The following is a 24,665-nucleotide window of genomic DNA, read 5'->3' on the forward strand; positions in this document are numbered from 1 at the left end:
CATGCTGGATCCAACCTTTCAAAGAGCCTTGCTGGAAGCCCTGGATCGGTATCCCACGCCCTTTTACGCCTACGACTGGGGGCGGGTCCGGGCCCAGCTGGCGCGCCTGAGGGAGGCCTTCCCCTTTGCCCGTTTTTTCTACGCACTGAAGGCCAACCCCCGTCTTGGGCTTCTTCGGCGCCTCAGGGCCCTTGGCCTCGGGGCCGAGGCGGTTTCCCTGGGGGAGGTGCTCCGGGCCTACCGGTCGGGCTTTGGCCCGGACCAGGTGGTGTGGAACGGCCCGGTTAAGACCCCGGAGGCCCTTACCACCCTGAAGGGGCGGGAACCCCTTGTGGTCCTGGACTCCGAAGGGGATGTGGGGCGGGTGGCCCGGTACCTTCCCGGGGCCAGGGTGTTGTTGCGGGTGAACCCGGACCTCCCGGTGAACACCCACGGGCACCTGGCCACGGGCAGGGGGGAAAGCCAGTTTGGGGTGTTGCCGGAGGCGGTGCCGGGGCTGGTGAGAACTATCCGGGAAAAGGGGTTAACCTTTTTGGGCCTCCATCTGCACCTGGGTTCGGCCTTGAGCCGGGTGGAGGATTTCCTGGAAGGCTACGGGGTCCTCGATGCTCTTTATCCCCAGGTGGGGCCGGTGGCGGTCTTGAACCTGGGAGGGGGCTTCGGCTTGGACCTCCCCCTGGAGGCTCTCCAAGAACCCCTGAAGAGCCTGGCCCGGCTTTATGGGGCCCAGGTCTGGCTGGAGCCGGGAAGGTACCTGGTGGCCGAGGCAGGGGTCCTGGTGTCCAGGGTGGTGGGCCTGAAGGAAACCCGCAGGCGGTATGTGCTCCTGGATGCCGGGATGACCAGTCTCATCCGGCCTGCCCTTTATGGGGCCCGCCACCCCATCCTGCCCCTTTACCCTCGAGAAGGCCGGGAGGAAGGGATTTTTGACCTGGCGGGTCCCGCCTGCGAGGCAGGCGACATCCTGGCCCGGGAGGTGCGCCTGCCCGTGCCCCAGGAGGGGGAAGCCTTGGCTATCCTCGAGGCTGGAGCCTACGGGGCCAGCATGAGCCTTACCTACCTGGACACTCCAAGGCCCTTGGAGCTCCTTTGGACCGGGGCGGGGTGGGAGGTGCTTCGGACACGGGAGCCCTGGGAGCGGCTTTTGGAGGGGGAGGAGGCTTAGCCCGTTCACCCCAGCCGCCGAATCAACTTTCCTGTTTTGCCCTCCAGGGCTAAAAGCCACCATCCCTCCTGCGGAGGGCGGGGGAGGCTGAGGCCCTTGGGCACCGCTTGCCAGGTTCCTTGCTGGTACCGGGCCACCAGCGAGGCCTGTCCGCTGTACCCGGGCAGAACCCGCCAGAGTACTCCGCCCTCCCCCCACCAGGCCCGCACCGGTCCCTGGCCCAGGCCCACCAGGTCTCCAGGACCCTGGTAGTAGGCCCAGGTGGCCGGGCTCAACACGGCGAGGCCTTCCGGGCCCACCTCCACCACCATGCCAGGAGCCAAGTAGGGGAGAAGGGGGGTGCGCACCCGCAGGGCCCGGCCGCCAACCCATAGGGTGTCCTCCTCAACCCCCTCCACCTGGCCGTAGTAACGGAGGGCGGGCCGGTTCTCCTCCTTGGCCTCGTCCCTACGCTTTTTCCCCTCCTCGCCCTTCTTTTTCTCCCCTTCCTTCTCCTCTTCTCCCCACGCCGGGGCCAAGAAGGCCACGGCCAGGAGGAGGAGCTTAACGAGAAAGGTTCGCCGCTTCACCGCGCCACCTCGGAAGCCTCAAGCGTACCCGTAAGCCCGGGCGGGCATTTTCCAGTTCCAGCTTCCCGCCCAGCCGCTTCACCCCTTGCTCCACCAAGGCCAAGCCCAGGCCCAGCCCTTCGCGCTCTTTACGCTCCCGGAAAAAGGGCCGGGTCAGGTGGGGCAGGGCTTCTTCCGTGACTCCGGGCCCATGATCCCTCACCTCTATGACCACCTCCTCCTTTCCCCCACCAAGCCCGATCTCCACCGGGGGTGCCCCGTGGCGAAGGGCGTTTTCCAAGAGGTTATCCAGCATCCTTTCCAGCAGAAGGGGATGGGCTAGAATCCAGGCTTGCTCGGCAGGTCCTGGGTCCATCTGGCCTGGCGCTGGGCCGCCTTCCTTGGAGGGAAGGCGCCGAAACCGCACTCCCGCCTGACCTTTCAGGTAGTCCCTCAGGAACCCCGTAAGCTCCAGGGGAAGCAGGTCCACCTCCAGGTCCCCCTCCGCCCGGCTCAAGGCCAGGAGTCCCTCGAGGGTCCTTTCCATGCGGGCCAAGGCGCCTTCCAGGTGGGGCAGGACCTGTTCCAGGGGAAGAAGGCCTCCCTTGAGTGCCTCCACCTGGCTCCGGAGCACCGCCAGGGGGCTGCGGAGCTCGTGGGATGCGTAGCGGGTGAGGAGCCTTTCCCGTTCCAGCGCTCCCCGCACCGCTTCCACCAGGCGGTTGAAGCTATGGATGACCCGGGCGAGTTCCCGCTCCCGGACCGGGGCCAGGGGCTTGGGAAAGCGCAGGGCAGAGAGGCTTTCCACCGCTTGGGCCAGCTCCTGGAGAGGCCTGGAAAGAACCCCGGCGAAGTAGGACCCGAGGAGGGCGGCTAGGAGCAGCAGGGGCAAGAGGAGGCTCAGGCTTGCCCTGAGATAGGTGCCAAGGGCTCGCCGGTACTCCTCAACCCGGAGGTGGACCTCCAGCACGTACTCCTTCCAGGGGACCTTGGCCGTGCGCCAGGCCTCTCCTTCCTTGGGGGCGAAACCTCCTTCCAGAACGGGCACTCCATCCCGGGAAAGACGGAAGCCGAAGACGTAGTGGGTTCCCAGGAAGACATCCCCCTGCCTGAGCCTGGGGCCTGTTTCGGTGATTTCCAAGGCTTTCAGGACCCGCCCCGTGACCTCCGAGAGATCCAAGGCGATGTCCCGCTCCACCAGGTTGCGGAAGACCAGGTACCCCAGCAGGAGGGAGAGGAGGCCGATGGCGGCGGCCAGAAGGAAGAAGGCATAGGCTAAGCGCGCCCTAAGGCTCATGGCTTCCCCAGGCGGTAGCCCCCGGGTACCCGTTCCACCACCCAGGGGGCGAGGCTTTGACGGAGCTTTTGCACGTACACCCGGAGCACCGCATCCGTTTCGGCTCCCGGGAAGAGGCGCTCGAGGAGTTCCTCGCGGCTAAAAGTTCTGTCGGGGTGTTGCGCCAGAAGCTCCAGGAGGGCGAAGGCCTTGGGGGAAAGGGCCACCTCCCTCCCACCCAGGATCACCCGCCTGGCCACCAGGTCCACCTCGAGGGAACCCCTTCGCAGGATACGCCCCTTGAAGTCGGCATGCCTTCGGGCGAGGGCCTTGATTCGGGCCAGGAGCTCCTCCAGGTGGAAGGGTTTTACCAGGTAGTCGTCCCCGCCCAATTCTAGGCCATGGATTCGGTCCTCGAGGGCATCCCTGGCGGTGAGGAATAGGATGCCCCCGCGGAAGCCCCCTTGGCGCAGGGCCTCGGCGAAGCGGAAGCCCGCGTCCTCCCCCTCGGGCAGCATGATGTCCAGGATGAGGACATCGGGTTCCCCCTCGGCCAAGAGGCTCCAGGCTTCCTCCAGGTTCCTGGCCCCGAGGGCCTCGTACCGCTCCCGCCGCAAGAGGGCCAGGATGGGCTCCAGAATGCCTGGCTCGTCTTCCACCACCAAGATCCTCATGGCTTCCGGGCATGAAGGGCTAAGGCTCCAAGAAGCCCAAGCCCACTCAAGGCTAGGGGGGCTAGGGGTGGGGGAGAGCCTTCCTTTTCCCCTTCCCTCAAAGGCCCGGGGTAGGCGGGATATTCCCACCCCTCCTCGTCCACCAGCCGGACCACGGAGGGGGAAGAGGCCTCCAGGGCTTCCTGCATGTGCTCTACCAGGCCCAAAAGCCCCATGCCCCCCACCAGGAGGAGAAGCCCCGTGGCCCAAACCCTTCCTCTTGGGAACCCGAGGCCGAGGAGGATGGCCCCTGCTCCCAGCCCGGCGGCCAAGGGTGCCAGGATGCGGATACCCTCCCTGTGGTCCATCAGAACCAGCTCCGCTAAGACGGTGAGGAAACCCAAGCCGGTGAAAAGGGCCACCATATCGGGAAATCGCTTTTGCAGCACTTCGCCCATGACCTTCCTCCCTAGTCTCGCTTGCCCCAGGCTTTTCCGTCCAGCCCGTGGCAGTAGGCGCAGAAGTTGGGGGGCAGGGTGACGTTAAAGGCCTTTTCGTCCTCCGGGTTTTGGATCAGGGCCAGCTGGGCCCGCTGGAAGGCCTGGACCTTCAGGGCCTCTTGGGACGAAAGGCTTGAAGCTCCCCGGTGGCAGGTGGCACACTCCCTGGCCCCTTCTTCCTCGGCCCACTCTCCGTGGCTTGAGGTGAAGTCCCGGCCGTGGCTTTTGGGAGCGTGGCACTGGGAGCAGGAGGCGTCGGCCTTGCGGCCCCATGCGGTGAAGATGGGGTCCTTAAGGGAGCTTTGGCTTCCCCGTATGGCGACGGGCTGGGTCTTACCGTCGTGGCAGGTGGCGCAGAACCGCCCTAGGGAGGTAGCCCCGTGGGGCTCGAGGGCTGGGACCTGGGCCCTGCTCTTCCATACCTTGTTCTCGTCCAGGACGGTGTGGCAGGTTTCGCAGGTGCTTCCCTTGGCCCCCAGGGCCGCGAAGTGGCGTTCGTGGCTGAAGACCACGCGGCCCACCTCCCGGGGCAGGTAGACCTTGACCAGGTCCTGGGGTGGCTGCCACTGCCTCTTGGGCTTGATCCGTCCATGCTCCAGCTCCACGTACTGTCCAGGCACCACCGCAAGGCCAGGGGGAAGGGGAGAGCCATCGGAGAGGAAGGCCTGGCCCCTCTCCGCGTCCCAGCGCACATAGAGGTAGCGCTCTCCCTCGCTGGCCAGGGCCAAGCCCAAAAGGAGAAGGAGCCAGAGCCGCTTCACCTTGCCACCCCCTGGCCCTTGACCCGCACCACCACCCGGTCCTGAACCCGCATGCCCATGAAGCTGGGGGCCTTGAGCCCATAGTCGCTGAGGAGGAGCTCAAACTCGGCCTCAAAGCGCAGGGTTTGCCCCCCTTGTTCCAAAGTGTAGCGGACGGGAACCGCTACCTTGCGCTCCACGCCGTGAAGGCTCAGGGTACCCTGGACCAGGCTCTGACCAGGATCAAAGCCCTGAATGTTCAGGCAGGCCCGGGGGTACCGGTCCACCTGGAACATCTCCCGGGTATGCCGATCCCTCAAGGGTTCTTTGGAATCCCAGGCGGAAAGATCCAGGCAGACCCGTCCCTGTAGGAATCCTTTGGTAGGCTCAAAAACCACCTGCCCCTCGAGGGTAGGGTTGACCCCACGGAAAGCCCCCAGGGGAGCCCGGGCCTCGTAGAGGGTCTCCCCGCTCACCTGGTAGGTGGCGGCCGCGGCCCATCCCAGGAGGAAAAGAAGCGCTATTCCCCGCAACATTGCCTTACCTCCCACCTCGAGGTTAGAAGGAAAGCGTAAACGGGTCGTAAGCAAGGGGCGGGGCCTTGAGCCCCGCCCCCAGGTCCTTATGCCTAGCGGCCCTTAAGCTCCACCTTCTCTGCGGCGATGGTGGTTCCGGAAAGAGTCCCTTTTACCTCCACGCGGTCTCCGTTCTGCAAGAGGGTGAAGAAGTCCGCCCGGCTATAGGTTTGGTTGCGCCACTCAAAGCGGGTAGCCTCTGTGGTGGTCACGGTGTATCCCAGTAGCTGGAAGGTGTAACTGGTGGCATCCAGGTGGGAAACTGGGCCCTCCCACTCCTCCATCCCCTCGCCGTCCTGGTTGGTTTTCACCTCCACCTTGACGGCATAGTAGCGCATGTCGGCATTGGTCCGGGTGGGGTCGTACTGCACCTCCACGTAGTCCCCCACCTGGATGTCGGCGAAGGCGATGGGGCCGTCGGGGTCATCGCGTTTGAGGACGGTGGTGGCGTCCACGTAGAAGCCAAGGCTCCCCAGGGAGAAGGTATTGCCCTGGTGATCTATGGCGCTTACCGTTCCCTTGGCCTCCGCCCTGGCCGGGTAGCTCTTGGGGTACTTTACCTTCACCAGCTGGGCGTGGAAGAGGGTAGGGTCGTTGGCATCCACCTGGCCCTTGGCCTCCACGTAGGCCCCGTCAACCAAGGTGCCCACTACGTTGGCGGCGCTATAGTCCACGGTGTAGCCAAGGAGCTGGAAGGTTTTTTGGGTGGGATCCAGCCCGAGGATGGGTCCTTCCAGCTCCACCCGCCTCGAGGCTCCGAACTGGTTGTTCCCCGAGGTCTTGAACACCACCTTTGTAGCCTGAATGAGGGTACCGGAAAGGGTTCCCTTCACCTCCACCCACACCCCCTCCCTGGGGGTTCCCACCACATGGGCTTGGCCGTAGTCCACCGTGTAGCCGTTCAGGGTGAAGTGCTTGGCCGGCTCATCCAGGTTGGTGGCCCGGCCTTCCAGCTCCACCTCGTTGTTTCCCCTGGGGTGGCGTTCAATATAAGTGGCGAGGATGCCGCTTTCTGTAGCGGTTCCCTGGACCTCCACCACATCTCCTATTGCGAGATCGGAAAGGAGCAGGGTGCGGTAGGAACCCCCCACCTTTTCATAAATCCGGGTGTTGGCATCGGTGAGGACCTGTTGGCCAAGGACCGTGAGGGTTCCGGCGTTCACGTCCAGGGCAGCGATGGGGCCTTTGAGTTCTACCTGCACCTCGAGGCTCTGGAGGCGGAGGGTGTTTCCCTGGTCAGTGCCCTGAGCCACCACCACCATACCCGGCAGGACCGAGCCGCCATAGGGTTCCCCCTCCTTGGTCAGGGATGTTCCTTGCAGGTCCAAGGGCTTGCCCAGAAGGGTGGGCTTGGTTTCCGTGCCCCCCACCACCCCCGCCACCTGGACTGCCTGGGGAATGGACCCCGAGGGGTTCATCTGGCAGGACGCCAGGATGGCTAGGCCCAGCGCCAGCCAGACCAGCCGCGAAAAGCGCACCTCCTTAGCCATGGTTCACCTCCGGTAGCCACCCTAACCCATCCCCGTAAACGGAGCGTAAACGCCCGGTACCCCACCCACCTGGGCCTAGACCTTCAGAAGGCCAAAAAGAGGCCAGTGCTCCTTGATTAGCTCCGGGTGCCACTGGACCCCCAGGAAAAGGGGATGCCCATCCAGGGCTACCGCCTCCACCAGGCCGTCCGGGGCCAGGGCGATGGGCTTTAAGCCCTCTCCCAGGTCCTTGATCCCCTGGTGGTGGTAGGAGTTCACCCGGAAGCTAGGGGGGAAGAGGCGGGCGAGGGGGCTTTCGGCCACCAGCTTCATCCCGTGGGCCAGGGCAGGAGGGGGACTTTTTTCGGTGTGCTGGATCTCCCGGAAGCCCTGGGCCTCGAGGTCCTGGTAAAGGGTTCCCCCCATGGCCACGTTCATCACCTGGATTCCCCGGCATATCCCCAGGGTGGGAAGCCCCTTCTCCGCCGCGTAGCGGGCCAGGAAGAGCTCGTGTTCGTCCCGCTCGGGGCTGACCTCGCCCAGCCTTGGATGGGGTTCCTCCCTGTAGCGATCCGGGTCCACGTCGCCCCCTCCGGGAAGAAGGAGCCCATCCAGGTGGGGAAGGATTCTTTCCAAGGCTTCCGGGCCCTGGGGTGGAAGGAGCACATAGGCCAGGCCCTGGGAGGAGAGGGCTTCCAGATAGAACTCTAAAAGGCCCCAGAATCTTTTCGCCAGGAGGCCCTCGGCCATGCGGTACTGGGTGGCGACACCGATGAAGCGCATGGCTTCATGCTATGCCAGGTGGAGGGTTGCCTGCCGGGGTGGAGGCAGTATGATGGAAGCGCTTCTATGCGGGTAGGCAAAGGAGGCAATATGGGAAGAATCCTGGCGGTGTGGGTATGGCTTAGCCTGGCCCTGGCGGTCCCGGTGACCTTCCGCTACACACCTCCTTCGGGCCTCGAGGTGCGCTCGGTAAGCCTCCGGGGCTCCTTCAACAGCTGGGGGGAAACCCCCATGCAGAAGGAGGACGGGTCCTGGGCGGTAACCGTGGACCTGGATCCAGGGGAGCACCAGTACAAGTTCTTCATCAACGGCCAGTGGCCCAGGGACATGTGCAACGATCCCACCTTCGGCACGCCCATGGTGGACCCGAAGGCGGCAGGGTGTGTGGACGATGGCTTTGGGGGTCAGAATGCCGTGATCGTGGTCCAGGCCCCGGTAGCCCCCACCCCTCCTGCGGGGCCTGTGGCCCTGGACTTCACCCATGATCCGTTGGACGCCCAGTATGTGTCCCATGCCGACGGCAAGCTTTCCGTGCGCTTCCGGGCAGGGGAGGGGGCAGTGGCGGCCGCCTGGGTGGAGGTGCAGGGAAAGAGGCTCCCCATGCACCTGCAGCTGAGTTTTCCGGGAAGCGAGGTTTGGCGTGGGACCTTACCTGGAGGCGTGGGAGCCTACCGCATCCTGGTGCGGACCCAGGATGGCAAGGAGGAGGTGTTCGGCCCCTTTAACCCTCCCGAAAGGCCCTTCGCCGAGGTGGCCTGGGTGGGCGAGGGGGTGGGTTATCAGATCTTCCCCGAGCGCTTCTACAACGGGGATTCCAGCAACGATGCCCTGGCCCTGGAAACCGACGAGTACCGCTTTAACCAGGTGTGGCAGCGCTCCTCTGGGCCCAAGCCCCATCTTTCCCGCTGGGGCGATCCCCCCTCGCCCCTGCACTGCTGCCACCAGTACTTCGGGGGGGATCTTGCCGGGGTGCTGGCCAAGCTTCCTTACCTGAAGGCCCTGGGGGTTAGCGTCCTCTACCTGAATCCCATCTTTGATTCCGGGTCGGCCCACGGCTACGACACCCACGACTACCTCAAGGTTTCCCCCAAGTTCGGCGACAAATCCCTCTTGCGCAAGCTGCTGGACGAGGCCCACCGCCTCGACATGCGGGTGATCTTTGACTTCGTCCCCAACCACACTGGCCTGGGCTTTTGGGCTTTTCAGGATGTGGTAAAGAGGGGTCCCCGTTCCCCTTACTGGAACTGGTACTTCATCAAGCGGTGGCCCTTTGTGCCGGGTGACGGATCGGCCTACGAGGGATGGTGGGGGTTAGGGAGCCTGCCCAAGCTGAACACCGCAAACCCCGGGGTGAAGCGCTACCTGATCGAGGTGGCCAAATACTGGGTACGCTTCGGCTTTGACGGGGTGCGGGTGGATGTGCCCGGGGATGTGCTAAATCCTCACGCTTTCTTTAAGGAAATGCGGGCTGAACTGAAGGCCATCAAGCCCGACGCCTACCTGGTGGCGGAGATCTGGCAGAGGGATCCTAGCTGGCTTCGGGGGGATGAGTTTGACTCCCTGATGAACTACGCCATCGGCCGGGATATCCTCCTCCGCTTTGCTAAGGGGGGAAGCCTAGCCCTGTACAACGCCCGCCGAGCCTTGGCGGACCTAGCCCGGGTTTACGCCCTTTACCCGGAGGCGGTGGCCGGGATGGGCTTCAACTTGATCACCTCCCACGATACGGCCCGCCTCCTTACCGAGCTTGGGGGCGGGGGCCTGAAGGACCTTCCCAGCCCGGAAGCCAGGGCCCGGCAGCGGCTTGCGGCGGCCATGCTCTACGCCCTTCCCGGCCTCCCCGTAACCTTCCAGGGGGATGAGTGCGGTTTCACCGGGGAAAGGCCGGCCGACCCCCCTCACGAGCTCAACCGGTATCCCTTCCAGTGGGAGAAATGCCATGGGGAAACCCTGGGCTTTTACCAGGAGCTGGCGGGGCTGCGCCGGGAGCTTGCGGCCCTCAGGAGCGCCGTGTTCCGGACCTACTTCGGAGAGGGCCATCTTCTGGCCTTCTTCCGGGGTGAGCCTGGAGAAGGGGAGGTGCTTGCCGCCTTCAATAACGGGGTGGAGGCCGCCACCTTGCCCTTGCCTCCTGGGGGCTGGCGGGATCCCCTCGAGGGGCGCACCTACCGGAAGGAAGTGAGCCTGCCCCCCCTGGGCTTCCGGTACCTGGTCCACCTGGGGCGGTAGGGGGTTTGGCGGTAGCCCGTTGGCCAGGGCGGCTGAACGTAGGTCTTGCCACGGGGTATGGGCTCTTCGCTTTCCTTCACCTTGCTTTCAGCCTCGCCTCCGTATAATGTCCTCGAGGCGATGGGGCCCGCCTGAAACCGCCCAGCCGGGCTGATGGCTCCTACCCAGAAGGGGTAGGGGCCTTTTCTCCTACCCCGGAAAGGAGGAAACCCCATGGACTGGAGTGCGGCGGCAATCTGGATGGGCTTGGCGGTGGTGGCGGCCCTGCTTTCCATCTGGTTCCGGGTCTCCGTGGCCCTAACGGAGATCCTGGTGGGGGTAGCCGCAGGAGCCCTTATAGGCAAGGAGGCCCTTCACACCATGGCATCCTGGGTAACCTTTCTGGCAGGGGTGGGAAGCGTTGTCCTCACCTTTCTGGCTGGGGCTGAGCTGGATCCGGAAACCCTGAAGCGAAGCTGGAAGGAGGCCTTTGCCATAGGGCTCGCGGGCTTCTTTGCCCCGTTTCTTGGGTCAGCCTTCGTGGCCCATGCCCTCCTGGGCTGGGATCCCCGGGCCAGCTGGCTTGCTGGTGTGGCCCTGTCCACCACCAGCGTGGCCGTGGTCTATGCGGTGATGCTGGAGCTGGGGCTGAACCAGACTCCCTTTGGCAAGGTGATTTTAGCCGCTTGTTTCGTCAACGACCTGGGGACGGTTCTGGCCTTGGGCCTCCTATTCGCCCCCTTTGGGACGGCCACCTGGGTGTTTGCCCTAGGCCTTGGGGTAGGGTTGTACCTGCTCATCCGGGCTACCCCATGGCTGTTCGCTCGCTACGGCGGCAGCACCCATGAACTGGAGGCCAAGTTTCTCCTCTTCGCCCTCTTCGCCCTGGGGGCCTTAGCTGCCTGGAGCGGCTCGGAGGCGGTGCTTCCCGCCTACCTGGTGGGTATGGTTTTGGCCGGGAGTGTGGGCAAGGACCACGCGTTGATCCGCCGCCTGCGTACCCTTACCTTGGGGCTTCTCACGCCCTTCTATTTCATCAGGGCGGGTAGCCTGGTGAGCCTTCCCGCCCTCCTGCTCGGCCTGGGGGGTTTTTTCGTTTTGTTGCTGACCAAGATGGTAAGCAAGGTTCTTGGGGTCTATCCCATCACCCTGGTCTTTCGCTACCGGAGAAGGGATGCCGCCTACACCACCCTCCTCATGTCCACAGGGCTCACCTTCGGCACCATCAGCAGCCTTTACGGGTTAACCCATGGAATCATCAGTGAAGACCAGTATTCCCTGCTGGTGGCTGCGGTCATCGCCAGCGCCGTGGTGCCCACCTGGATCGCCAACCGCTTCTTCCTGCCCCACCATCACATTCAGGCAGCGCGGATTGGCCTCGAGGAGGTGCGGAATGAAGGATAGGTTGGGGCTGAGGGAAGAGGAGGTGAGAAAGCATGTTTCGTAGGATTTTGGTAGGATACGATGGATCGGAGCCTGCTAAAAAGGCCTTAATCGCTGCCCTGGAGCTGGCCCAGGCCTTCCGGGGGGAGGTATTGGCGTTGGCGGTGGTCCGGCCACCGGAGTTCGCAGAGCTGGGGATCGAGCTGGAAGGGGTACTGGAGGAGGCCAAAGGGCCCTTGGCCGAGGCCTTTCGCTTTGCCCAGCGCGAGGCCGCACGGCGGGGGGTGGTCCTGAGAACCCGAAGCCAGGTGGGGCATCCGGCGGAGACCCTGGTGCGGGTGGCGGAAGAGGAAGGCTTCGACCTCATCGTACTGGGGCGGCGGGGCCTAACCCCGGTCCAGCGCTGGATGCTGGGCTCGGTCTCGGAGAGGGTGTTGCGCTACGCCCCCTCTGCCGTGATGGTGGTGCACTGATGGAACTGCCTCCCTGCCCCTACCGTCAGGAGGGCCGCTGTAGCGCCGAAGAGGACCGACCCATCACCCCGGAGGACTGCCAGCGTTGCCCGATTCCCGAGGCCTTGGCCCATCCACAGGCGTGCCTGTACCTGGTTCCCTTCCGCATGGAAGGAACGGCTCTATTCGCCTGCCGTTTCACCTTCACCTGGGCCAGGGAACCTGCGGTGGCGGACTGGAGGTGCCTTTGCCCCTGCCCCTACTGGTTCCCCCGGGCCCCGGAGGAGGCATGGATCCGCGACCTCCGCTCCCTCCAAGACCGCTACCGCCGGGTGCTTAAGGGCGAGGAGCCCCGGTATCCTCCCTTGGTGCCCCCGAAAACCGACTCCCGAAGAAGGAGGTGGCCGTGGTCCAAAGGCTAGTCTTGGTGGGGCCCGAAGACCTCCACCGTACCCCACTTTTCCTGTCCCCACACCCCCAGCCACTTCCCCAGGTGCTGGAAGTTCTGCGTAGGTCCGTGGATGAACCCATGGACGGGGATCCCAGGGCCAGCTTTGTCCTTTACGAGGAGGGGCGTGCGCAACTTTACCGTGTACAGTACGACCTTCAGGGGCTTCTCGGGGCCCTGGAAGGTTTGCCGTTAGGCAAAGAGCAAAGGGCGGAGCTTCGCCGACTATATGAACGGGCTGGGTGAAAGCATGCGGGGGCATGAGGAAGCCGTGCTCTTGAGGATCTTTGTGAGTGAATCGGATCGCTACGAGGGTCGGCCCCTTTACCAGGCTATAATCCTAGAAGCCAGGAATCGGGGTCTGGCGGGAGCCACAGCCTTTAAGGGGTTTCTGGGATACGGGGTCCACTCCCGCATCCACAGCGCTAGATTTATTCGTTCCGAGGACTTGCCGGTTATGGTGGAGGTAGTGGATACGCAGGAGAAGATCCTCTTCTTCCTGAACGTCCTGAAGGGGATGCTGGCGGAGGGCTTGGCCACCCTGGAGCGGGTGGAGGTGATCAGATCTTCGCCGGAGGCGAGATGAACCCCGCCTGGCGTTTCGTGGTGGCCATCGGCTTGGTGAGCCTTTTTGCTGATCTTACCTACGAGGGAGGGCGCAGTATTGCTGGAGCCTTCCTGGAAACCCTCGGCTCCTCTGCAGCCCTGGTAGGCTTTGTTGCCGGGTTTGGGGAATTTCTAGGCTACTTGGTGCGCTTGGTTTCCGGAGGGCTTGCAGACCGGTTTCGGTTTCACTGGCCCCTTCTCTACCTGGGCTACGGGGTGAACCTGCTCTCGGTGCCGGCTCTGGCCTTGGCCCAAGGTCCTGTGGGGGCGGGCCTGCTTCTTTTTCTGGAACGCCTCGGGAAAGGTCTGCGCACTCCTGCCCGCGATGCCCTTCTGGCTAGGGCCGGGAAGGAGGTGGGTCACGGTAGGGTCTTTGGCCTGCACGAGACGGTGGACCAGATAGGTGCCTTTCTGGGCCCCTTGCTGGTGGCCTTGGGGGTAGCCCTGGGAGGCTACCGTCTCGGTTTTGCCTTCCTTCTTCTTCCCGCCCTCCTGGCCTTAGGCTTCCTCCTTCGGGCGCGCGGCCTCGAGCTCCAGGAGGAGAGGGTCCTTCAGGTCCAGCCCCTGCCCTCGGGCTTTTCCCTTTACCCGCTTTACAGCGCTCTCTTCGCCTTGGGATTCGTGCACTTTCAGCTTCTGGCCTTTCATCTGGAAAAGCTGGGGGCCGGGCCGGTACATATCCCCCTTTTCTACGCTTTAGCCATGGGTGCGGATGCCCTTTTTGCCCTCCTGGGTGGCCTGGCTTTTGACCGCTTGGGCCTAAGAAGCTTGTTCTTTGCTCCCCTTTTCGCCCTCGCAGCCCCCCTCCTCCTGGGGAATAACCCGGCCCTTTGGTGGACGGGCAGCTTCCTTTGGGGAGGGGCTCTGGGGCTGCAGGAAAGCGTCCTGCGGGCCGGGGTGGGCCACCTAGGGGGTTCGGCCTTTGCCTACGGGGTTTTCGACACGGCCTTCGGCTTTGCCTGGTTCTTGGGAAGCGTGGCCATGGGTTTCCTTTACGAGACCTCGCCGGTTCGTGCGATGGCCTTCGTAGGCGGCAGCGAGGTCTTTGCCCTCCTTGCCCTCCTTGCCCTTCTGGCTCGCATACGGAGGTAGAGACCATGGGGTTTTTCAGCCGGAATCGTCCGAAACCCAAGGATGCGGAAAGCGACCGCATGGTGGAGGAACTCAGGGCCAGCCTGGCCAAAGCGCAGGAGGAAATCGCCTTTCTGCGCTCGCAAAACGATCGTCTAAGCCAGGAAGCGGCGCCCGCCTTGAAGGAAAACGCGGTGTTGCGTTACGAACTCTTCAAGTGCCAAACGGACCGTCAGGTGTTGGAGTTCCACCTCTTTGGCCTGCGCGCCGAGCTGGGAGGGGCTCTGGCCCTTTTAGCCCGCTTGGCTCCGGGCGAACCCCCGAAGGAGCAGGCTGTGCTCCAGGCCTTTTTGGATCTGATGGAGGTGGGGCGGCGCCTGGGGGTGGAGGTCAGGGAACTCTACGAAGCGGAAACGCTGGCCAAGCGCTCCCTGGATGGGCCGCAGGGGTTTGATCCGGAGCGCTTTCTCCGTCTGCGCCTTGTCGGCATCCTGGCAGCTGTGGAGCGGATCCTAGGGGAGGAAATCCGGAGGGCGGAGCGGCCCGGGGAAGCCCTTGCCGGGTTCCCCGAGCATCTTCAGGAACTCCGTCAGCTCCTGGCCAAGGCCCTCTCCTCTTGGGCGGGGGCCAATTAGGCCTTGCCTAGCCGAAGATCCGGCGCAGAAGGTCGAGGCCGTAGGCGGTGGGCTCGGGAGGTGCCTCCTTGAGGCGGTAGGTGCGCCGGCCGTCGGGGAGGCGCTCGGCTCTTAGAAAAAGGGCCTTGGCGTTGCCTAAGAAAGCTGCCGCCAGGGTGTAGAAATGGGTGACGAACACCACCCGTATCCCCCGTTCCACCAGGGCTTGGATCACCTGTGCCCCCAGTTCCGATCCCTCGGGCTCGCTGGTGGCCGCGAAGCTCTCGTTGAAGAGAAAGAGCGGCCGGGCGGTCAGGTGGTCCACCAGGTCGCTAAGCCGCCTGAGCTCCTCCTCAAACCTCCCCGCCTCGAGGGATGGGTCCTCTTCCCGTTTGAAGTGCGTGAATAGGCCGTCCACCAGCCCGCTTTCAAAGAACTCGGCTCCCACGAAAAGCCCGGCCTGCATCATGATTTGGGCTAGGCCTAGGCTACGCAAAAAGGTGGTCTTGCCCCCGCGGTTTGCCCCAGTGATCAGAATCGGGTTCTTGCCGTGGGCTTCCAGATGGTTGCCCACCGCATACCCTTGCCGAAGGGCAAGGCCCACATCGTAGAGGTTGCGGAAGGCTAGGCGAACCCCTTCGGCAGGAACGGGAAAGGCTAAAGGCAGGCCTAGTGCCCGAAGCCTGTTGGCCAGCCGGATGGCTCCCAGGAGAAAGCCTACCTCGGCTCGGAGAGCCTCGAAGAACCGGGTGACTTCTTCCACCGCCAGCGCCAAGGCGCGTGCGGCGGCAAACACCCCTCTCTCCCGAAACTCCCCCAGGATCCTTGCCCCAGCCTCGTCCCGGGGGTGAAGGGTGAGAGTGAAGGCCTTCGGCCTGCTGCCGAAGGGCCAGGGGATGGGGTTTCTTTTCGGGAGCAAGAGGGTGTAGTCCCGGCTCCTTCCCCCTGGGCCCAAGGAAGCCGTCATCCAGATTCCTTGGGGAAAGCGCAGGGCTCGAAGGTGCCCTTCCGCTTCCCGGAAAAACTCCGGGGTGAGGTGGGCAGCCAGCTGATCCTTGAGACTCCGAAAGCCCCTCGTGGCCAGGTGAGCCGATTCCAGGAGCTCCCGTACCCCTCGTAAGCCCTCCAGAAGGGCCTCCATCGCCTTGATGCCCCCGTAGAGATCGGGGCGATCCCGCCGGAAAAGACCCCAGGACTCCTTGCGTTTTTCTTGCAGGGTTTGCCCGGCCAGGCGGTAAAGCGCTTCTATGAGCCTGGGATGCTCTAAAGCCTCGCGGAGCACCTCCTGACGGTGGTGGATGACCCGGGCTTCCTGGGATAATCCCTGGGCCAGGACCTGGCGGGCTACGTCTAGCAGGTAGGTGTCGCCCTCCGCCATGGCCTCCAGGACCGTTCCCAACCCGAGGTCGTGTTCCACCTCGGCCCAGGAGTAGGGGAGGGGCTTGGCCAGGCTTAGGTCCTCGTCCGGGTGCAGGAGTCCCACCCTCATGCCCCGCCTCCTAGGCGGCGCTTCAGCGCCTCGTAGGTCAGTCCGTGTCTGGCCGCCAAGGCCAGGGCGTAGGCCTTACCCTCCGCAGGCTTTTCACGGATGTGGAACGTCCGCCTTGAGGGGTCACTGGGATCCACTTCTGCCACCAGGCTCCTGGTTCCGGGAAGACGGGCAAGCTCATCCAAGAACGTGACCACCAGGGCCAAGCTCCCCTTGTCGCGTATCTTTTCCAGCAGAAAGCGGCCTATCATCCTTGCATCCACGAGGGTAGCGGAGGCCAGGGGCTCGTTCAGGATGAGGAGGGAACGAGCCGTGGCCTGCTCAAGGATATCCCTTAGCCTCAACAGGTCTGATTCCAGCTTGCTTCTAAGGTCCTCGGGGTTTTCCCGGACTTCGAAGTGGCTGAGAATCCGGTCGGGTAGAAGGAGGCGGGCCCGTCTTCCGGGCACCGGAAGACCCAGGGAGAAGAGGTGGTGAACCTGGCCTACCATACGGGCAAAGGTGGTCTTTCCCCCCTGGTTGGGCCCGGTGATCACGAGGATGTGCTCCCTTTCCACCCGAAAGTCGTTGGGTATGGGCACTTTTCCCTCGGCCACCAGCTTGGCTGCCAGGACCAGGTCGAAGGCTCCCTCCACGAAAAAGGGCGGGGTGTCCGCAGGTTCCGGGTAGGTAAAGGGAAGCCCCGCGGCACGCAAGGGGGAAAGAAAGTCCAGATAGGCCAGAAAGAAGCGCACTTCCCGCTCCAGCCGGGCCAGAACGGGGTCCAAAAACCCCTGATGGGTTGCAAAAAAGGACTGAAGGCGGGCAAAGGGCCCCGGGAAAAGAAGGGCCAGATGGTCCAGGAGCCACTCCTCTATGTGGTTGAGGATGGGGCCTTCTTCCATCCCGGGCTCTGGGAAGGTGGGGGAAGAAGGGCCGAAGAAGGGCCTGAAGGTTTCCATTATCCTCCGGCCGTAATCCCCTTCCCCCTGGTAGGCGCGAAGGGTAAGCCGCCCCTCGTGCACATGGAGCACGTAACGGAGCCCCTGCAGGTCCTGCCAGACGGTTTCTGCTTCCCGGCGTAGGTTGGAGAAGCCAGGGGATTGCAAGTAGGCCTCGAGGTGGGCGGCGTACGCCCTCAACCCTGGAGAATGGGGGGGAAGGAGGGACCAGTCCCGGCCCAAGGCCCCCACCCCCGCAAGGTAGGCCCGGGCGGCCTGCAGGTGGTAGAGGGCTTTTTGCCAGGGGTGCCGGGCCTTTTGCGAAAGCCCAAGCCGCCCCCGCACCTCCTCCATGGAGCGAAGGAAGCCCCGCAAGGAGGAGGCCTTTCCCTCCAGCTCCCGGCATACCGCCTGGCGGTGGAGCACTGCCGTTTTGTGATTGGGAAGGTTCCGGAAGAAGCTGAGGAGCCCAAAGCCGTCCTGGGAAGCAAGGAAGAGCCCCTCCAACTCGTCCAGAAGCAGATCCTGGAAGTAAGGAGGCGGGGGAACCTCCGGGGGGACCTCTTCCTCCGATCCCAAAAGGCTTGGCCTCCCCATCCATCGTAGAAGTTCCTCCTTGGCCACGGCCACCTCCTAATAGAAAAACTCCTACCGGTTTCCCGGTAGGAGTCATCAGCCCGTTTCGGGCGGTTCAGGCGGACTCCATCGCCCTCTCTTTAGTATACCTCCCCTTAAGGTTTTTTGGGGGCATGGGCTGCCGGTGCGGTGACCTTAACCGTCACCAAATTGCCGTCTTTGCCAATAGCCACATGGCGGTTCTTAAGCAGGATGGCCAGGGTGTAGGTGCTCTTCCCAATGTGCACCCGCAGGGCCTCGAGGCTACTGGCCTTTCCCACCACGGCGTAGCGATAGCTCTTCCCGTGGGGCAAGGCGAAGACCACGTAGGCTGCCTTGCCCAGCTCCTCGGCGCTCGGCAACATGCCCTTGCCCGTCTGCCACATCGCCAAACCCTTGGCATCTTCCAGGACGATGGCCGTACCCGGGGGCAGTGCCCTGGGCGGGAACACGCTGGACACCTTGAGGCCGCCACCCATGGGCGCTGCCAGGGCCAGAGCCGAAACCATAAGGAACCCAAGCATCCGTTTCATCCCTTCACCTCCGGAGCCTACGCTCCAAGGTCCATTGAAGGGGAAGAGGCTGAAGGGGGCCTGAAGAGCAGGCGGATCCGGAACCCGCCCTCCTGGGCAAGGTGGAGATTCGCTCCCAAGGCCTCGGCCACCTGGCGCACCACCCTCAGGCCCAAGCCCTCCCGGGCCCTGGGGGATGGTCCCGGTCCCTCATCTTGGACCTCCAGGTAAGCCTGCCCATCCGTGGTCCCCGTCCGCACGTACACCGTACCTTGGCCGTGAAGGAGGGCGTTGTGAACCAGGTTGTTCAAGGCCCTCTCCAAGAGGCGGGGATCGGCCACGGCTTTGGCCGGTTGGGTTTCCAGGATGAGTTCCCGCCCCCTGGCCACCGCCAAGGGTTGGAAGCGGTCGAAGGCCAGACCCGCCAGCTCGGGGAGGTCCACCTCCACCAGGCGCAGGTCCTGGGACTGGGTTCGGGAGAGGGCGAGGAGGTTTTCCGCCAGGGCCTCGAGGCGCTCCGCCTGGACCTTTAGCTTGGCCAGGGCGTCCCGTTCCAAGTGGGGAGCCTTGAGCAGGCGCTCCAACCCCACCCGAAAGGCGGCAATGGGGGTGCGCAGTTCATGGCTGGCTAAGGCCAGGAAGGCCTGCTCCCGCTCTCGTTCCGCCTTAAGGGTGCGCAGGAGCTTGGCAAAGGCCTGGGCAAGGCGGGCCACCTCGTCACGGCCCCCGGGGGCTCCACCACCTGGAAGCGCATGGCCCCGTCGGCCAAGCGGCGCAAGGGGCTGAGGGCCAGTCCCGCTAGGAAGTAGGCCAGCACCCCGGTGACCACCCCCACCAGGAAGAGAAGGGGCAGGCCCAGGCGTAGGTAAAGGAGGGCCAGGTGTTCCACCACGCCCAGGGGCTGGGCCACCACCAAGCGGTACTCTTGGCTCTCGAGGGTATAGATGCGCCAACCAGCCAGGCTTTGGGGGGTTTTGCCCTGGACCGAGCGTAGAAAAAGGGGAGGAGCAGAAAGCCCACCCGACCAAACCAGTTCTCCCTTGCGGTAGAGCCAGGCTGCTCCCGGGAGTTCCCCTGCCAGCACCTCCTGCTCCACCTCGGGGGGCACCAGGTGGTCGGGCTCTTCCCGAACGGTTTCCAGGAGGACCTTGGCCTGGAGCTTTAGGGCGTGGTCCACCTCAGCCAGGGCCAAGCGAACCAGGAACAGGCTGGAGAGCCAGAGCCCTAACCCCAGCCCCGAGAGGGCTAGGGCTGCGGTGATCAAGGCAAGGCGGAGGCGCAAGCTCATCCGGGAACACGGTAGCCTAGGCCCCGGATGGTTTCAATGACCTCCTCGCCCAGCTTCTTGCGCAGGTTCTTCACATAGACCTCCACCAGGTTGGACTCCCCCTCGTAGCCGGGCCCCCAGATCCGCTCCAGGATCTCATCCTTGGAGAAAACCCTTCCGCGGTTAAGGACGAGGAGTTCCAGCACCTGGTATTCCTTAGCGGTGAGGCCAATGGGAAGGCCGCCCTTGAGGACCCTCCGGGCTTCCACCTCCAGGACCACTTCTCCCACTTCCACCCGCCTGGGCCGCACCTCTCCCCTGCGGAGGAGGGCCCGTATGCGGGCAACCAGTTCGGAAAGGGCGAAGGGCTTGGTCAGGTAGTCCTCGCCCAGCTCGAGGCCGTGGAGCCGGTCGTCCAGGGCATCCTTGGCGGTCAGGAAGAGGATGGGTTGGGTGAAGCCCGCCTCCCGCAGGGTGCGGGCCAGGTGGAATCCCGCCTCTTCCCCTTCGGGAAGGCGCACATCCAACACCAGGGCCTGGAAAGGAACATCCCACAAGGCCTCCCAGGCCTCCTCCTGGGAGGTGGCCCAGACCACCTGGAAGCCATGCTCTTCCAGGGCCTGGGTTACGGTCCTTCCCAGGTCGGGATCGTCCTCCACCAGGAGAAGCCTCGTACCCATCAGAGCTTCAAAGTCTGCCGCAAGGCGTAGACCTTCTGTGGCGTAAGCTTCCTGGCCCGCTCCTTTTTTACCTCATCTGCGGTGTAGGGCTTGAACCCGGCCGGGGGTTTGTTGCCGAAGGCGGTGGTGATGTGGTTAAGGATGGCGGCGATAAGGTCGTCCTTGAGCTGGGGCCCCCAGGCTGGCATGGATCCGTTGTACGTCTGACCCTTCACCTTGATCTGTCCCTGCAGGCCAAACAGCACCACATCGAGCAGATAGGTCCGTCCGTCCTTCTTGGCCAGAATCTCGGGCACATGCCCAGCCAGCGGGGGGAAGGCCCCGGGTAGGCCCTGGCCATTGGCTTGGTGGCAGCTGGCGCAGTACTGTCCGTAAAGGGCCTGTCCGCTTTGTGCCGTGGCCAAACCTAGGAGAACCACCAAGGCCGCAAAGCCCAACTTCCTCATGCTTCACCTCCAGGATTTCAGGGTACTCCAAGAGCTGAAGGGGAAATGAAACCCCCCTGACTGGGGTCTTGGGTGTATCCTTAGGGCATGGGGCTTTTAGGCACGCCTAAAGCCCGGCCATGGTGGTGGTATCTGGGCCCGGGGTTTCTTGTTTCCGTGGGGTATATGGACCCTGGAAACTGGGCCACGAGCCTCGAGGCGGGAAGCCGGTATGGCTACCGACTCCTCTTCGTGGTGACCCTCTCCAGCGCCATGGCTGTTCTCTTTCAGGCCATCGCCGCCCGGCTCGGGGTGGCCACGGGGAAGGATCTCGCCGAGCATATGCGGGCGCACTATCCCGGGGCCTGGGGGCGCTTTCTTTTTCTCACCGCCTTCCTGGCCATGGTGGCCACGGACCTGGCCGAGTTCATGGGGATGGCGGTGGCCTTAAACCTTCTGTTTGGCCTTCCCCTGGTCCTGGCCGCCTGGCTGACGGTTCTCGATGTGTTCCTGATCCTTTACCTGGAACGCTTTGGTTTCCGGGCCCTGGAGTGGGCCATCACCGCCCTGGTAGCCGTAATCGGCCTAGCCTATGTGGTGGAGGTAGCCTTGGCTAGACCCCCGGCCCTGGAACTAGTCCGGCACCTTTTCCTTCCCAACGCCGCCTTGGGGGATGCCGGGGCCCTTTATGTGGCCTTGGGCATCCTCGGGGCCACGGTGATGCCCCATAACCTTTTCCTGCACTCCGCCCAGGTGAAGACCCGGCTGGGGGAAGGGAGGAAGCGGGTCTATCGATTCCTCCTCCTGGACACGGTGCTGGCCCTGTCGGGGGCCTGGCTGGTTAACGCCGCCATCCTGGTGGTGGCAGCTAGCGTTTTTCACACCCATGGCTTGGTCATCCGGGACCTTGGGGAGGCCTACCACACTTTGGTTCCCCTGTTGGGGCCCTTGGCGGCGTTCGCCTTCGGCATAGGCCTCCTGGCCAGCGGCCTCTCCAGCACCGTTACCGGCACCTTGGCCATGCAGGTGGTGGTGGAGGGTTTTCTGGGGGCTAAGGCCAACCGGGCCCGGCTACGGCTTCTGACCCGGATTTTGGCGGTACTCCCAGCCTCCCTGGCCCTCACCCTCCACGCCTCCCCCATGGCCCTCATCGTCTTCTCCCAGGTGCTCCTTTCCCTGCAGCTTCCCTTCACCCTCTTCCCGCTCATGCGGTTCAGCGGGGACCCCAACCTGATGGGTTCCTTGCTGGGACCTTCCTGGCTCCGTTTCCTGGGATGGGGGGCAACTTTTCTGGTGCTGGGCCTTAACCTCTACCTCCTCAAGCAGGCGCTGGGTTCATGAGAGGGCAGAAGCCAACAGGGAAGGATTTGGGGCAACCAGGGTTCGAGGGGAGAGGGGTGATCTACGGCAGAGTTCTGCAAGCGTTACCTTGAGCCCTGCTTCAGGCCAACTTCAGGGTTTGGCCTTTTCCTCAGGGCATGAGGCCTATAGCCTTGCTCCCGCTCCTTGGGTTGCTGTCCCTCGCCTGGGCAAAAGACCCCTTGGACAAGGGTGTGGTCATCGCTGATGCGGGCAACCACCGTTTGGTGGAGCTCGCTGGGGAGGGGAGGCTTGTTCGGGTGGTTCCCCTGCCCAGACCGTTCCGCTATACGGATGACGTCTTCTTGGCCCCCGGGGGGTCGGTGGCGTACATTACCGATCCCGAGGTGGATGTGGTGGGTGCGGTGGGCTATCCAGCGGGACGATTGCTTTGGCTCTACGGGCGGCCGGGCCACCCCGGAGCGGGACCGGGTCAGCTGGACAATCCCGATGACCTGGTGCCCTTGCCCTCGGGCCTGCTGGCCCTGGCGGACATCCGAAACTGCCGCATTCTCCTTTTTAGCCGGGAAGGAAAACTACAGAAGGTCCTGGGCCGGACAGGGGTCTGCCGCAACGCCGATGGGTTTTTCAATAAGCCCAATGGTGCTTTCCCCTTGGGGAAGGACAGGCTTCTGGTCACGGAGATCGCTGGGCATGACCTGGCGGTGGTGGACCTACAGGGCCACCGACTTGCCACCATTTCCCTTCCTGTGCACTACCCTTCCGACGCCAATCTGACGCCCTGGGGCACGGTTTTGGTGGTGGACTGGTGGTCCCCAGGGGCCGTGGTGGAGGTGGACCTTAAGGGGCACCTCCTCTGGCGCTACGCCCCTGAGGGGAAGGAGGAGCACCTCAACCATCCCTCGGTGGCCCTGGGCTTGAGGAATGGACTTGTGGTCTTTACCGACGACTGGCGACACCGGGTTCTGGTGGTGGATCGCAAGGAAAACCGGGTGGTCTTCCAGTACGGTAGGACCGACACTCCCGGCAGCGATCCGGGCTTCCTCCGGTATCCTGACGGCCTGGACCTTATCCGCTAGAGTGGGATCATGCTGGCCTTACTTCTGGCTTTGGCCCCCTTACCTTTGGTGGAGGGGTATGCCCCACCGAAACCCCTGCCCCAGGAGCCCTTGCCCTCCTTGACCCTGCGACTTCCCCAGGTGGTGAGGGCAAACTACCTGGGCAACGGTTATATGGAGGTGGGGTACGTCCTCCTTCAGGTCGCCTCTAGGGAAGCATCCCCTGCCAATCTTCTTCGCCTGGCCCAGGAGGCGGTGAGGGGTGCCCTCGAGGCCCGGGTAAGCTTGGCCGAGGTGGATCTGGCCATCTACCCTGCTCCCTACGCGGGTCCAAAGGACCTCCCCCTCTTTACCGCCAGCGTGCCGAAGGCCCGCGCGCCCGAGTTTTTGGCTTTAAGGACGCCCCTCGGCTACGATCGCCTCTGGTTGAACCCCGGGATCCGTCAGGAGAAGCCCTTGGAGGCCATTCTGGAGGACCGCCCTCGGTACGAGGGCCCCGAGGCCTACCGGGCCAAGGAGAGGGCCGAGCAAATCCTTGCCAGCCGGGTAGGCCACCGGGGAGGTGTCCTCTACCACGGCAACCCTGGGCGTCCCTACGTGGCCCTTACCTTTGACGATGCTCCCCATCCCCTTTTTACCCCTCTCCTGCTGGATTTGCTCAAGCGGGAAGGGATTAAGGCCACCTTCTTCGTGATCGGGCGGAACGCCGAAGCCTATCCCTACTTCATCCGGGATCTGGTGGCGGCGGGGCACGAGCTGGGCAACCACACCTACCACCACGTCCGCCTTCCCGGGCTTGAGCCAGGCGAGATCCGGAGAGAGCTTCTCCTTTGCAACCAGGTCCTGGAACGCCTTACCAGGGTTTCTCCCCGCTACTTCCGCCCGCCTGGGGGCCGGTACGACCGCACGGTGCTCCAGGTGTCCCGGGACCTGGGCCTGACCACGGTTTTCTGGACCGATGATCCCGGGGACTATGCGGGGCTTTCCCTCCCCGTCCTGGAAAGGCGCCTCGAGGACCACCTCCGCCCGGGAGGCATCGTTCTTCTTCACGACAACGTGGCCAACACCCTTAAGGTCCTTCCTGTCTTCATCCGTAAGGCCCGGGCCCAGGGGCTCGCCTTGGGTACGGTGGAGGGCCTGGTACTAGCCCAGCGATGACGCTCTCGGCGCGGAGCCTGGCCCTGGATGCCTTTCGGGGGCTCACCGTGGCCCTCATGCTTTTCGTCAACAACCTTCCCCCGGGGGCACCCCCGTACCTGGAACACGGCCCCTTCGGCGGAAGCGTCTACCTCGCCGACCTGGTCTTCCCCTGGTACCTCCTGGCCATGGGGGCCGCCATCCCTTTTAGCCGCGCCAGCGCCCTAAGGAGGGGCGTGGCCGAGTGGCTCTACGAACTCCGTATTCTTCGCCGGGTCGTTCTTTTGTTCCTCCTAGGCCTGGGTCTCACCAGTTTGCAGATGGGTCGGTGGGTCTTTGCCTTGGACGTCCTGCAGCTTCTGGCCCTGGCCTACTGGCTTGGGGCTTGGCTTTATGATCTTCCTCTCCTCCGCCGTACCCTTCTTGCCCTGTTCCTCATGGTCGCTTACGGGGCGGCCATTCTCCTGGTTCCCGTACCCGGAGTAGGGCCGGGGATCTTTGCCGAGGACCGAAACCTGCTCCTCCATCTGAACCGCACCTATCTGATGCCCTTGGGCTTAAGGGGGCTTCCTTCCGCCATACCCACGGGCGCCTTCGTCCTTTTGGCCACGGGCTTGGGGGAGGCCCTCATGAAAGGGCGAAGCCTCTGGCCGTGGGGGTACTGGGCCTTGTTGGGGGACTAGTTTTCCTGCCCTTTCTTCCACCCGATAAGACCTACTGGACTCCCACCTACCTCCTCCCAACCCTGTTC

At 64.0% G+C, this 24,665-nt stretch carries 28 protein-coding genes and 2 riboswitches; of the genes, 13 read left to right on the forward strand and 15 right to left on the reverse strand.

The features are described 5' to 3' along the window. The first annotated feature begins 1 nt into the window (after nucleotide 1). Nucleotides 2-1,165 (forward strand): diaminopimelate decarboxylase, encoded by a 1,164-nt coding sequence (gene lysA, locus EBI04_RS02095; RefSeq protein WP_135255836.1) that lies wholly within the window; start codon nucleotides 2-4, stop codon nucleotides 1,163-1,165. Between the two features lie 5 nt (nucleotides 1,166-1,170). Here lysA and EBI04_RS02100 read toward each other — a convergent pair whose 3' ends face one another. The 8 genes from EBI04_RS02100 to EBI04_RS02135 all read right to left on the reverse strand — a co-directional run bounded on the left by EBI04_RS02100 (nucleotide 1,171) and on the right by EBI04_RS02135 (nucleotide 7,709). Continuing rightward, nucleotides 1,171-1,734 carry a hypothetical protein gene (locus tag EBI04_RS02100; RefSeq protein ID WP_135255837.1) on the reverse strand — a complete coding sequence of 188 codons (564 nt, stop codon included), beginning with the start codon at nucleotides 1,732-1,734 and terminating at the stop codon, nucleotides 1,171-1,173. Further along, nucleotides 1,709-3,010, reverse strand: coding sequence for a HAMP domain-containing sensor histidine kinase (locus EBI04_RS02105; RefSeq protein WP_135255838.1), 1,302 nt, complete (start codon nucleotides 3,008-3,010; stop codon nucleotides 1,709-1,711). Before EBI04_RS02105 ends, EBI04_RS02100 begins: the two co-directional genes overlap by 26 nt. Beyond that, nucleotides 3,007-3,663 carry a response regulator transcription factor gene (locus EBI04_RS02110; RefSeq protein ID WP_135255839.1) on the reverse strand — a complete coding sequence of 219 codons (657 nt, stop codon included), beginning with the start codon at nucleotides 3,661-3,663 and terminating at the stop codon, nucleotides 3,007-3,009. The genes EBI04_RS02105 and EBI04_RS02110 overlap by 4 nt, the downstream gene beginning before the upstream one ends. Beyond that, a complete protein-coding gene (locus tag EBI04_RS02115; protein ID WP_135255840.1) occupies nucleotides 3,660-4,100 on the reverse strand; it encodes a hypothetical protein in 441 nt (146 codons plus the stop codon). Before EBI04_RS02115 ends, EBI04_RS02110 begins: the two co-directional genes overlap by 4 nt. Nucleotides 4,101-4,111: 11 nt before the next feature. Next, nucleotides 4,112-4,903 (reverse strand): cytochrome c3 family protein, encoded by a 792-nt coding sequence (locus EBI04_RS02120; RefSeq protein ID WP_135255841.1) that lies wholly within the window; start codon nucleotides 4,901-4,903, stop codon nucleotides 4,112-4,114. Next, nucleotides 4,900-5,418: a YceI family protein gene (locus tag EBI04_RS02125; protein ID WP_135255842.1), complete on the reverse strand. Its 519-nt coding sequence runs from the start codon at nucleotides 5,416-5,418 to the stop codon at nucleotides 4,900-4,902. The genes EBI04_RS02120 and EBI04_RS02125 overlap by 4 nt, the downstream gene beginning before the upstream one ends. Before the next feature lie 92 nt (nucleotides 5,419-5,510). Then, the gene (locus EBI04_RS02130; RefSeq protein ID WP_135255843.1) at nucleotides 5,511-6,947 is read right to left on the reverse strand and encodes a DUF5666 domain-containing protein; all 1,437 of its coding nucleotides are present in this window, start codon (nucleotides 6,945-6,947) and stop codon (nucleotides 5,511-5,513) included. 75 nt (nucleotides 6,948-7,022) lie between these two features. Beyond that, nucleotides 7,023-7,709 (reverse strand): gamma-glutamyl-gamma-aminobutyrate hydrolase family protein, encoded by a 687-nt coding sequence (locus tag EBI04_RS02135; protein WP_135255844.1) that lies wholly within the window; start codon nucleotides 7,707-7,709, stop codon nucleotides 7,023-7,025. Between the two features lie 90 nt (nucleotides 7,710-7,799). Here EBI04_RS02135 and EBI04_RS02140 point away from each other — a divergent pair, with 90 nt between their 5' ends. From EBI04_RS02140 to EBI04_RS02165, 8 genes are all read left to right on the forward strand, one after another. Next, the gene (locus tag EBI04_RS02140; protein WP_135255845.1) at nucleotides 7,800-9,938 is read left to right on the forward strand and encodes an alpha-amylase family glycosyl hydrolase; all 2,139 of its coding nucleotides are present in this window, start codon (nucleotides 7,800-7,802) and stop codon (nucleotides 9,936-9,938) included. Between the two features lie 107 nt (nucleotides 9,939-10,045). Then, nucleotides 10,046-10,108, forward strand: a riboswitch (Fluoride riboswitch). A 43-nt stretch (nucleotides 10,109-10,151) separates the two neighbouring features. Next, nucleotides 10,152-11,321, forward strand: coding sequence for a cation:proton antiporter (locus tag EBI04_RS02145; RefSeq protein WP_015716995.1), 1,170 nt, complete (start codon nucleotides 10,152-10,154; stop codon nucleotides 11,319-11,321). Between the two features lie 32 nt (nucleotides 11,322-11,353). Further along, on the forward strand, nucleotides 11,354-11,773 hold the full coding sequence (locus EBI04_RS02150; RefSeq protein ID WP_015716996.1) for a universal stress protein: 420 nt from the start codon (nucleotides 11,354-11,356) through the stop codon (nucleotides 11,771-11,773). Further along, complete coding sequence (locus EBI04_RS13110) at nucleotides 11,773-12,174, forward strand: hypothetical protein (RefSeq protein WP_167481836.1); 402 nt, start codon at nucleotides 11,773-11,775, stop codon at nucleotides 12,172-12,174. The genes EBI04_RS02150 and EBI04_RS13110 overlap by 1 nt, the downstream gene beginning before the upstream one ends. A gap of 95 nt (nucleotides 12,175-12,269) precedes the next feature. Next, nucleotides 12,270-12,446, forward strand: a complete 177-nt coding sequence (locus EBI04_RS13115) for a hypothetical protein (RefSeq protein WP_158305228.1) — start codon at nucleotides 12,270-12,272, stop codon at nucleotides 12,444-12,446. A gap of 4 nt (nucleotides 12,447-12,450) precedes the next feature. Continuing rightward, complete coding sequence (locus tag EBI04_RS02155; protein WP_038071658.1) at nucleotides 12,451-12,786, forward strand: DUF190 domain-containing protein; 336 nt, start codon at nucleotides 12,451-12,453, stop codon at nucleotides 12,784-12,786. Next, nucleotides 12,783-13,898 carry an MFS transporter gene (locus tag EBI04_RS02160; protein ID WP_135255846.1) on the forward strand — a complete coding sequence of 372 codons (1,116 nt, stop codon included), beginning with the start codon at nucleotides 12,783-12,785 and terminating at the stop codon, nucleotides 13,896-13,898. The genes EBI04_RS02155 and EBI04_RS02160 overlap by 4 nt, the downstream gene beginning before the upstream one ends. A 5-nt stretch (nucleotides 13,899-13,903) precedes the next feature. Beyond that, on the forward strand, nucleotides 13,904-14,512 hold the full coding sequence (locus EBI04_RS02165; RefSeq protein ID WP_135255847.1) for a hypothetical protein: 609 nt from the start codon (nucleotides 13,904-13,906) through the stop codon (nucleotides 14,510-14,512). 7 nt (nucleotides 14,513-14,519) lie between these two features. On the opposite strand, the gene EBI04_RS02170 is transcribed toward EBI04_RS02165, so the two are convergent. The 7 genes from EBI04_RS02170 to EBI04_RS02200 all read right to left on the reverse strand — a co-directional run bounded on the left by EBI04_RS02170 (nucleotide 14,520) and on the right by EBI04_RS02200 (nucleotide 20,420). Beyond that, nucleotides 14,520-15,980, reverse strand: coding sequence for a MutS-related protein (locus tag EBI04_RS02170; RefSeq protein ID WP_135255848.1), 1,461 nt, complete (start codon nucleotides 15,978-15,980; stop codon nucleotides 14,520-14,522). Next, nucleotides 15,977-17,497, reverse strand: coding sequence for a MutS-related protein (locus EBI04_RS02175; protein ID WP_135255849.1), 1,521 nt, complete (start codon nucleotides 17,495-17,497; stop codon nucleotides 15,977-15,979). The genes EBI04_RS02170 and EBI04_RS02175 overlap by 4 nt, the downstream gene beginning before the upstream one ends. Before the next feature lie 59 nt (nucleotides 17,498-17,556). Next, a riboswitch (Fluoride riboswitch) is annotated at nucleotides 17,557-17,619 on the reverse strand. Between the two features lie 12 nt (nucleotides 17,620-17,631). Then, nucleotides 17,632-18,048, reverse strand: coding sequence for a hypothetical protein (locus EBI04_RS02180; RefSeq protein WP_135255850.1), 417 nt, complete (start codon nucleotides 18,046-18,048; stop codon nucleotides 17,632-17,634). A 17-nt stretch (nucleotides 18,049-18,065) separates the two neighbouring features. Continuing rightward, entirely contained in the window at nucleotides 18,066-18,740 is a 675-nt protein-coding gene (locus EBI04_RS02185) for a sensor histidine kinase (protein ID WP_135255851.1), read from the reverse strand. Beyond that, the gene (locus EBI04_RS02190; protein WP_135255852.1) at nucleotides 18,656-19,315 is read right to left on the reverse strand and encodes a hypothetical protein; all 660 of its coding nucleotides are present in this window, start codon (nucleotides 19,313-19,315) and stop codon (nucleotides 18,656-18,658) included. Before EBI04_RS02190 ends, EBI04_RS02185 begins: the two co-directional genes overlap by 85 nt. Next, nucleotides 19,312-19,974, reverse strand: a complete 663-nt coding sequence (locus EBI04_RS02195; RefSeq protein WP_038069155.1) for a response regulator transcription factor — start codon at nucleotides 19,972-19,974, stop codon at nucleotides 19,312-19,314. Before EBI04_RS02195 ends, EBI04_RS02190 begins: the two co-directional genes overlap by 4 nt. Next, nucleotides 19,974-20,420: a c-type cytochrome gene (locus EBI04_RS02200; protein ID WP_038069163.1), complete on the reverse strand. Its 447-nt coding sequence runs from the start codon at nucleotides 20,418-20,420 to the stop codon at nucleotides 19,974-19,976. The genes EBI04_RS02195 and EBI04_RS02200 overlap by 1 nt, the downstream gene beginning before the upstream one ends. An 87-nt stretch (nucleotides 20,421-20,507) precedes the next feature. Here EBI04_RS02200 and EBI04_RS02205 point away from each other — a divergent pair, with 87 nt between their 5' ends. The 4 genes from EBI04_RS02205 to EBI04_RS02220 all read left to right on the forward strand — a co-directional run bounded on the left by EBI04_RS02205 (nucleotide 20,508) and on the right by EBI04_RS02220 (nucleotide 24,597). After that, on the forward strand, nucleotides 20,508-21,740 hold the full coding sequence (locus EBI04_RS02205; RefSeq protein WP_038069165.1) for an Nramp family divalent metal transporter: 1,233 nt from the start codon (nucleotides 20,508-20,510) through the stop codon (nucleotides 21,738-21,740). A 137-nt stretch (nucleotides 21,741-21,877) separates the two neighbouring features. Continuing rightward, on the forward strand, nucleotides 21,878-22,798 hold the full coding sequence (locus EBI04_RS02210) for an NHL repeat-containing protein (RefSeq protein ID WP_206202053.1): 921 nt from the start codon (nucleotides 21,878-21,880) through the stop codon (nucleotides 22,796-22,798). 9 nt (nucleotides 22,799-22,807) lie between these two features. Next, entirely contained in the window at nucleotides 22,808-23,935 is a 1,128-nt protein-coding gene (locus tag EBI04_RS02215; RefSeq protein WP_038069171.1) for a polysaccharide deacetylase family protein, read from the forward strand. After that, a complete protein-coding gene (locus EBI04_RS02220) occupies nucleotides 23,932-24,597 on the forward strand; it encodes a heparan-alpha-glucosaminide N-acetyltransferase domain-containing protein (protein ID WP_135255854.1) in 666 nt (221 codons plus the stop codon). Before EBI04_RS02215 ends, EBI04_RS02220 begins: the two co-directional genes overlap by 4 nt. Nucleotides 24,598-24,665 lie beyond the last annotated feature (68 nt).

Origin of the sequence: Thermus caldilimi, assembly GCF_004684245.1 — a bacterium.
GTDB classification, from domain to species: domain Bacteria; phylum Deinococcota; class Deinococci; order Deinococcales; family Thermaceae; genus Thermus; species Thermus caldilimi.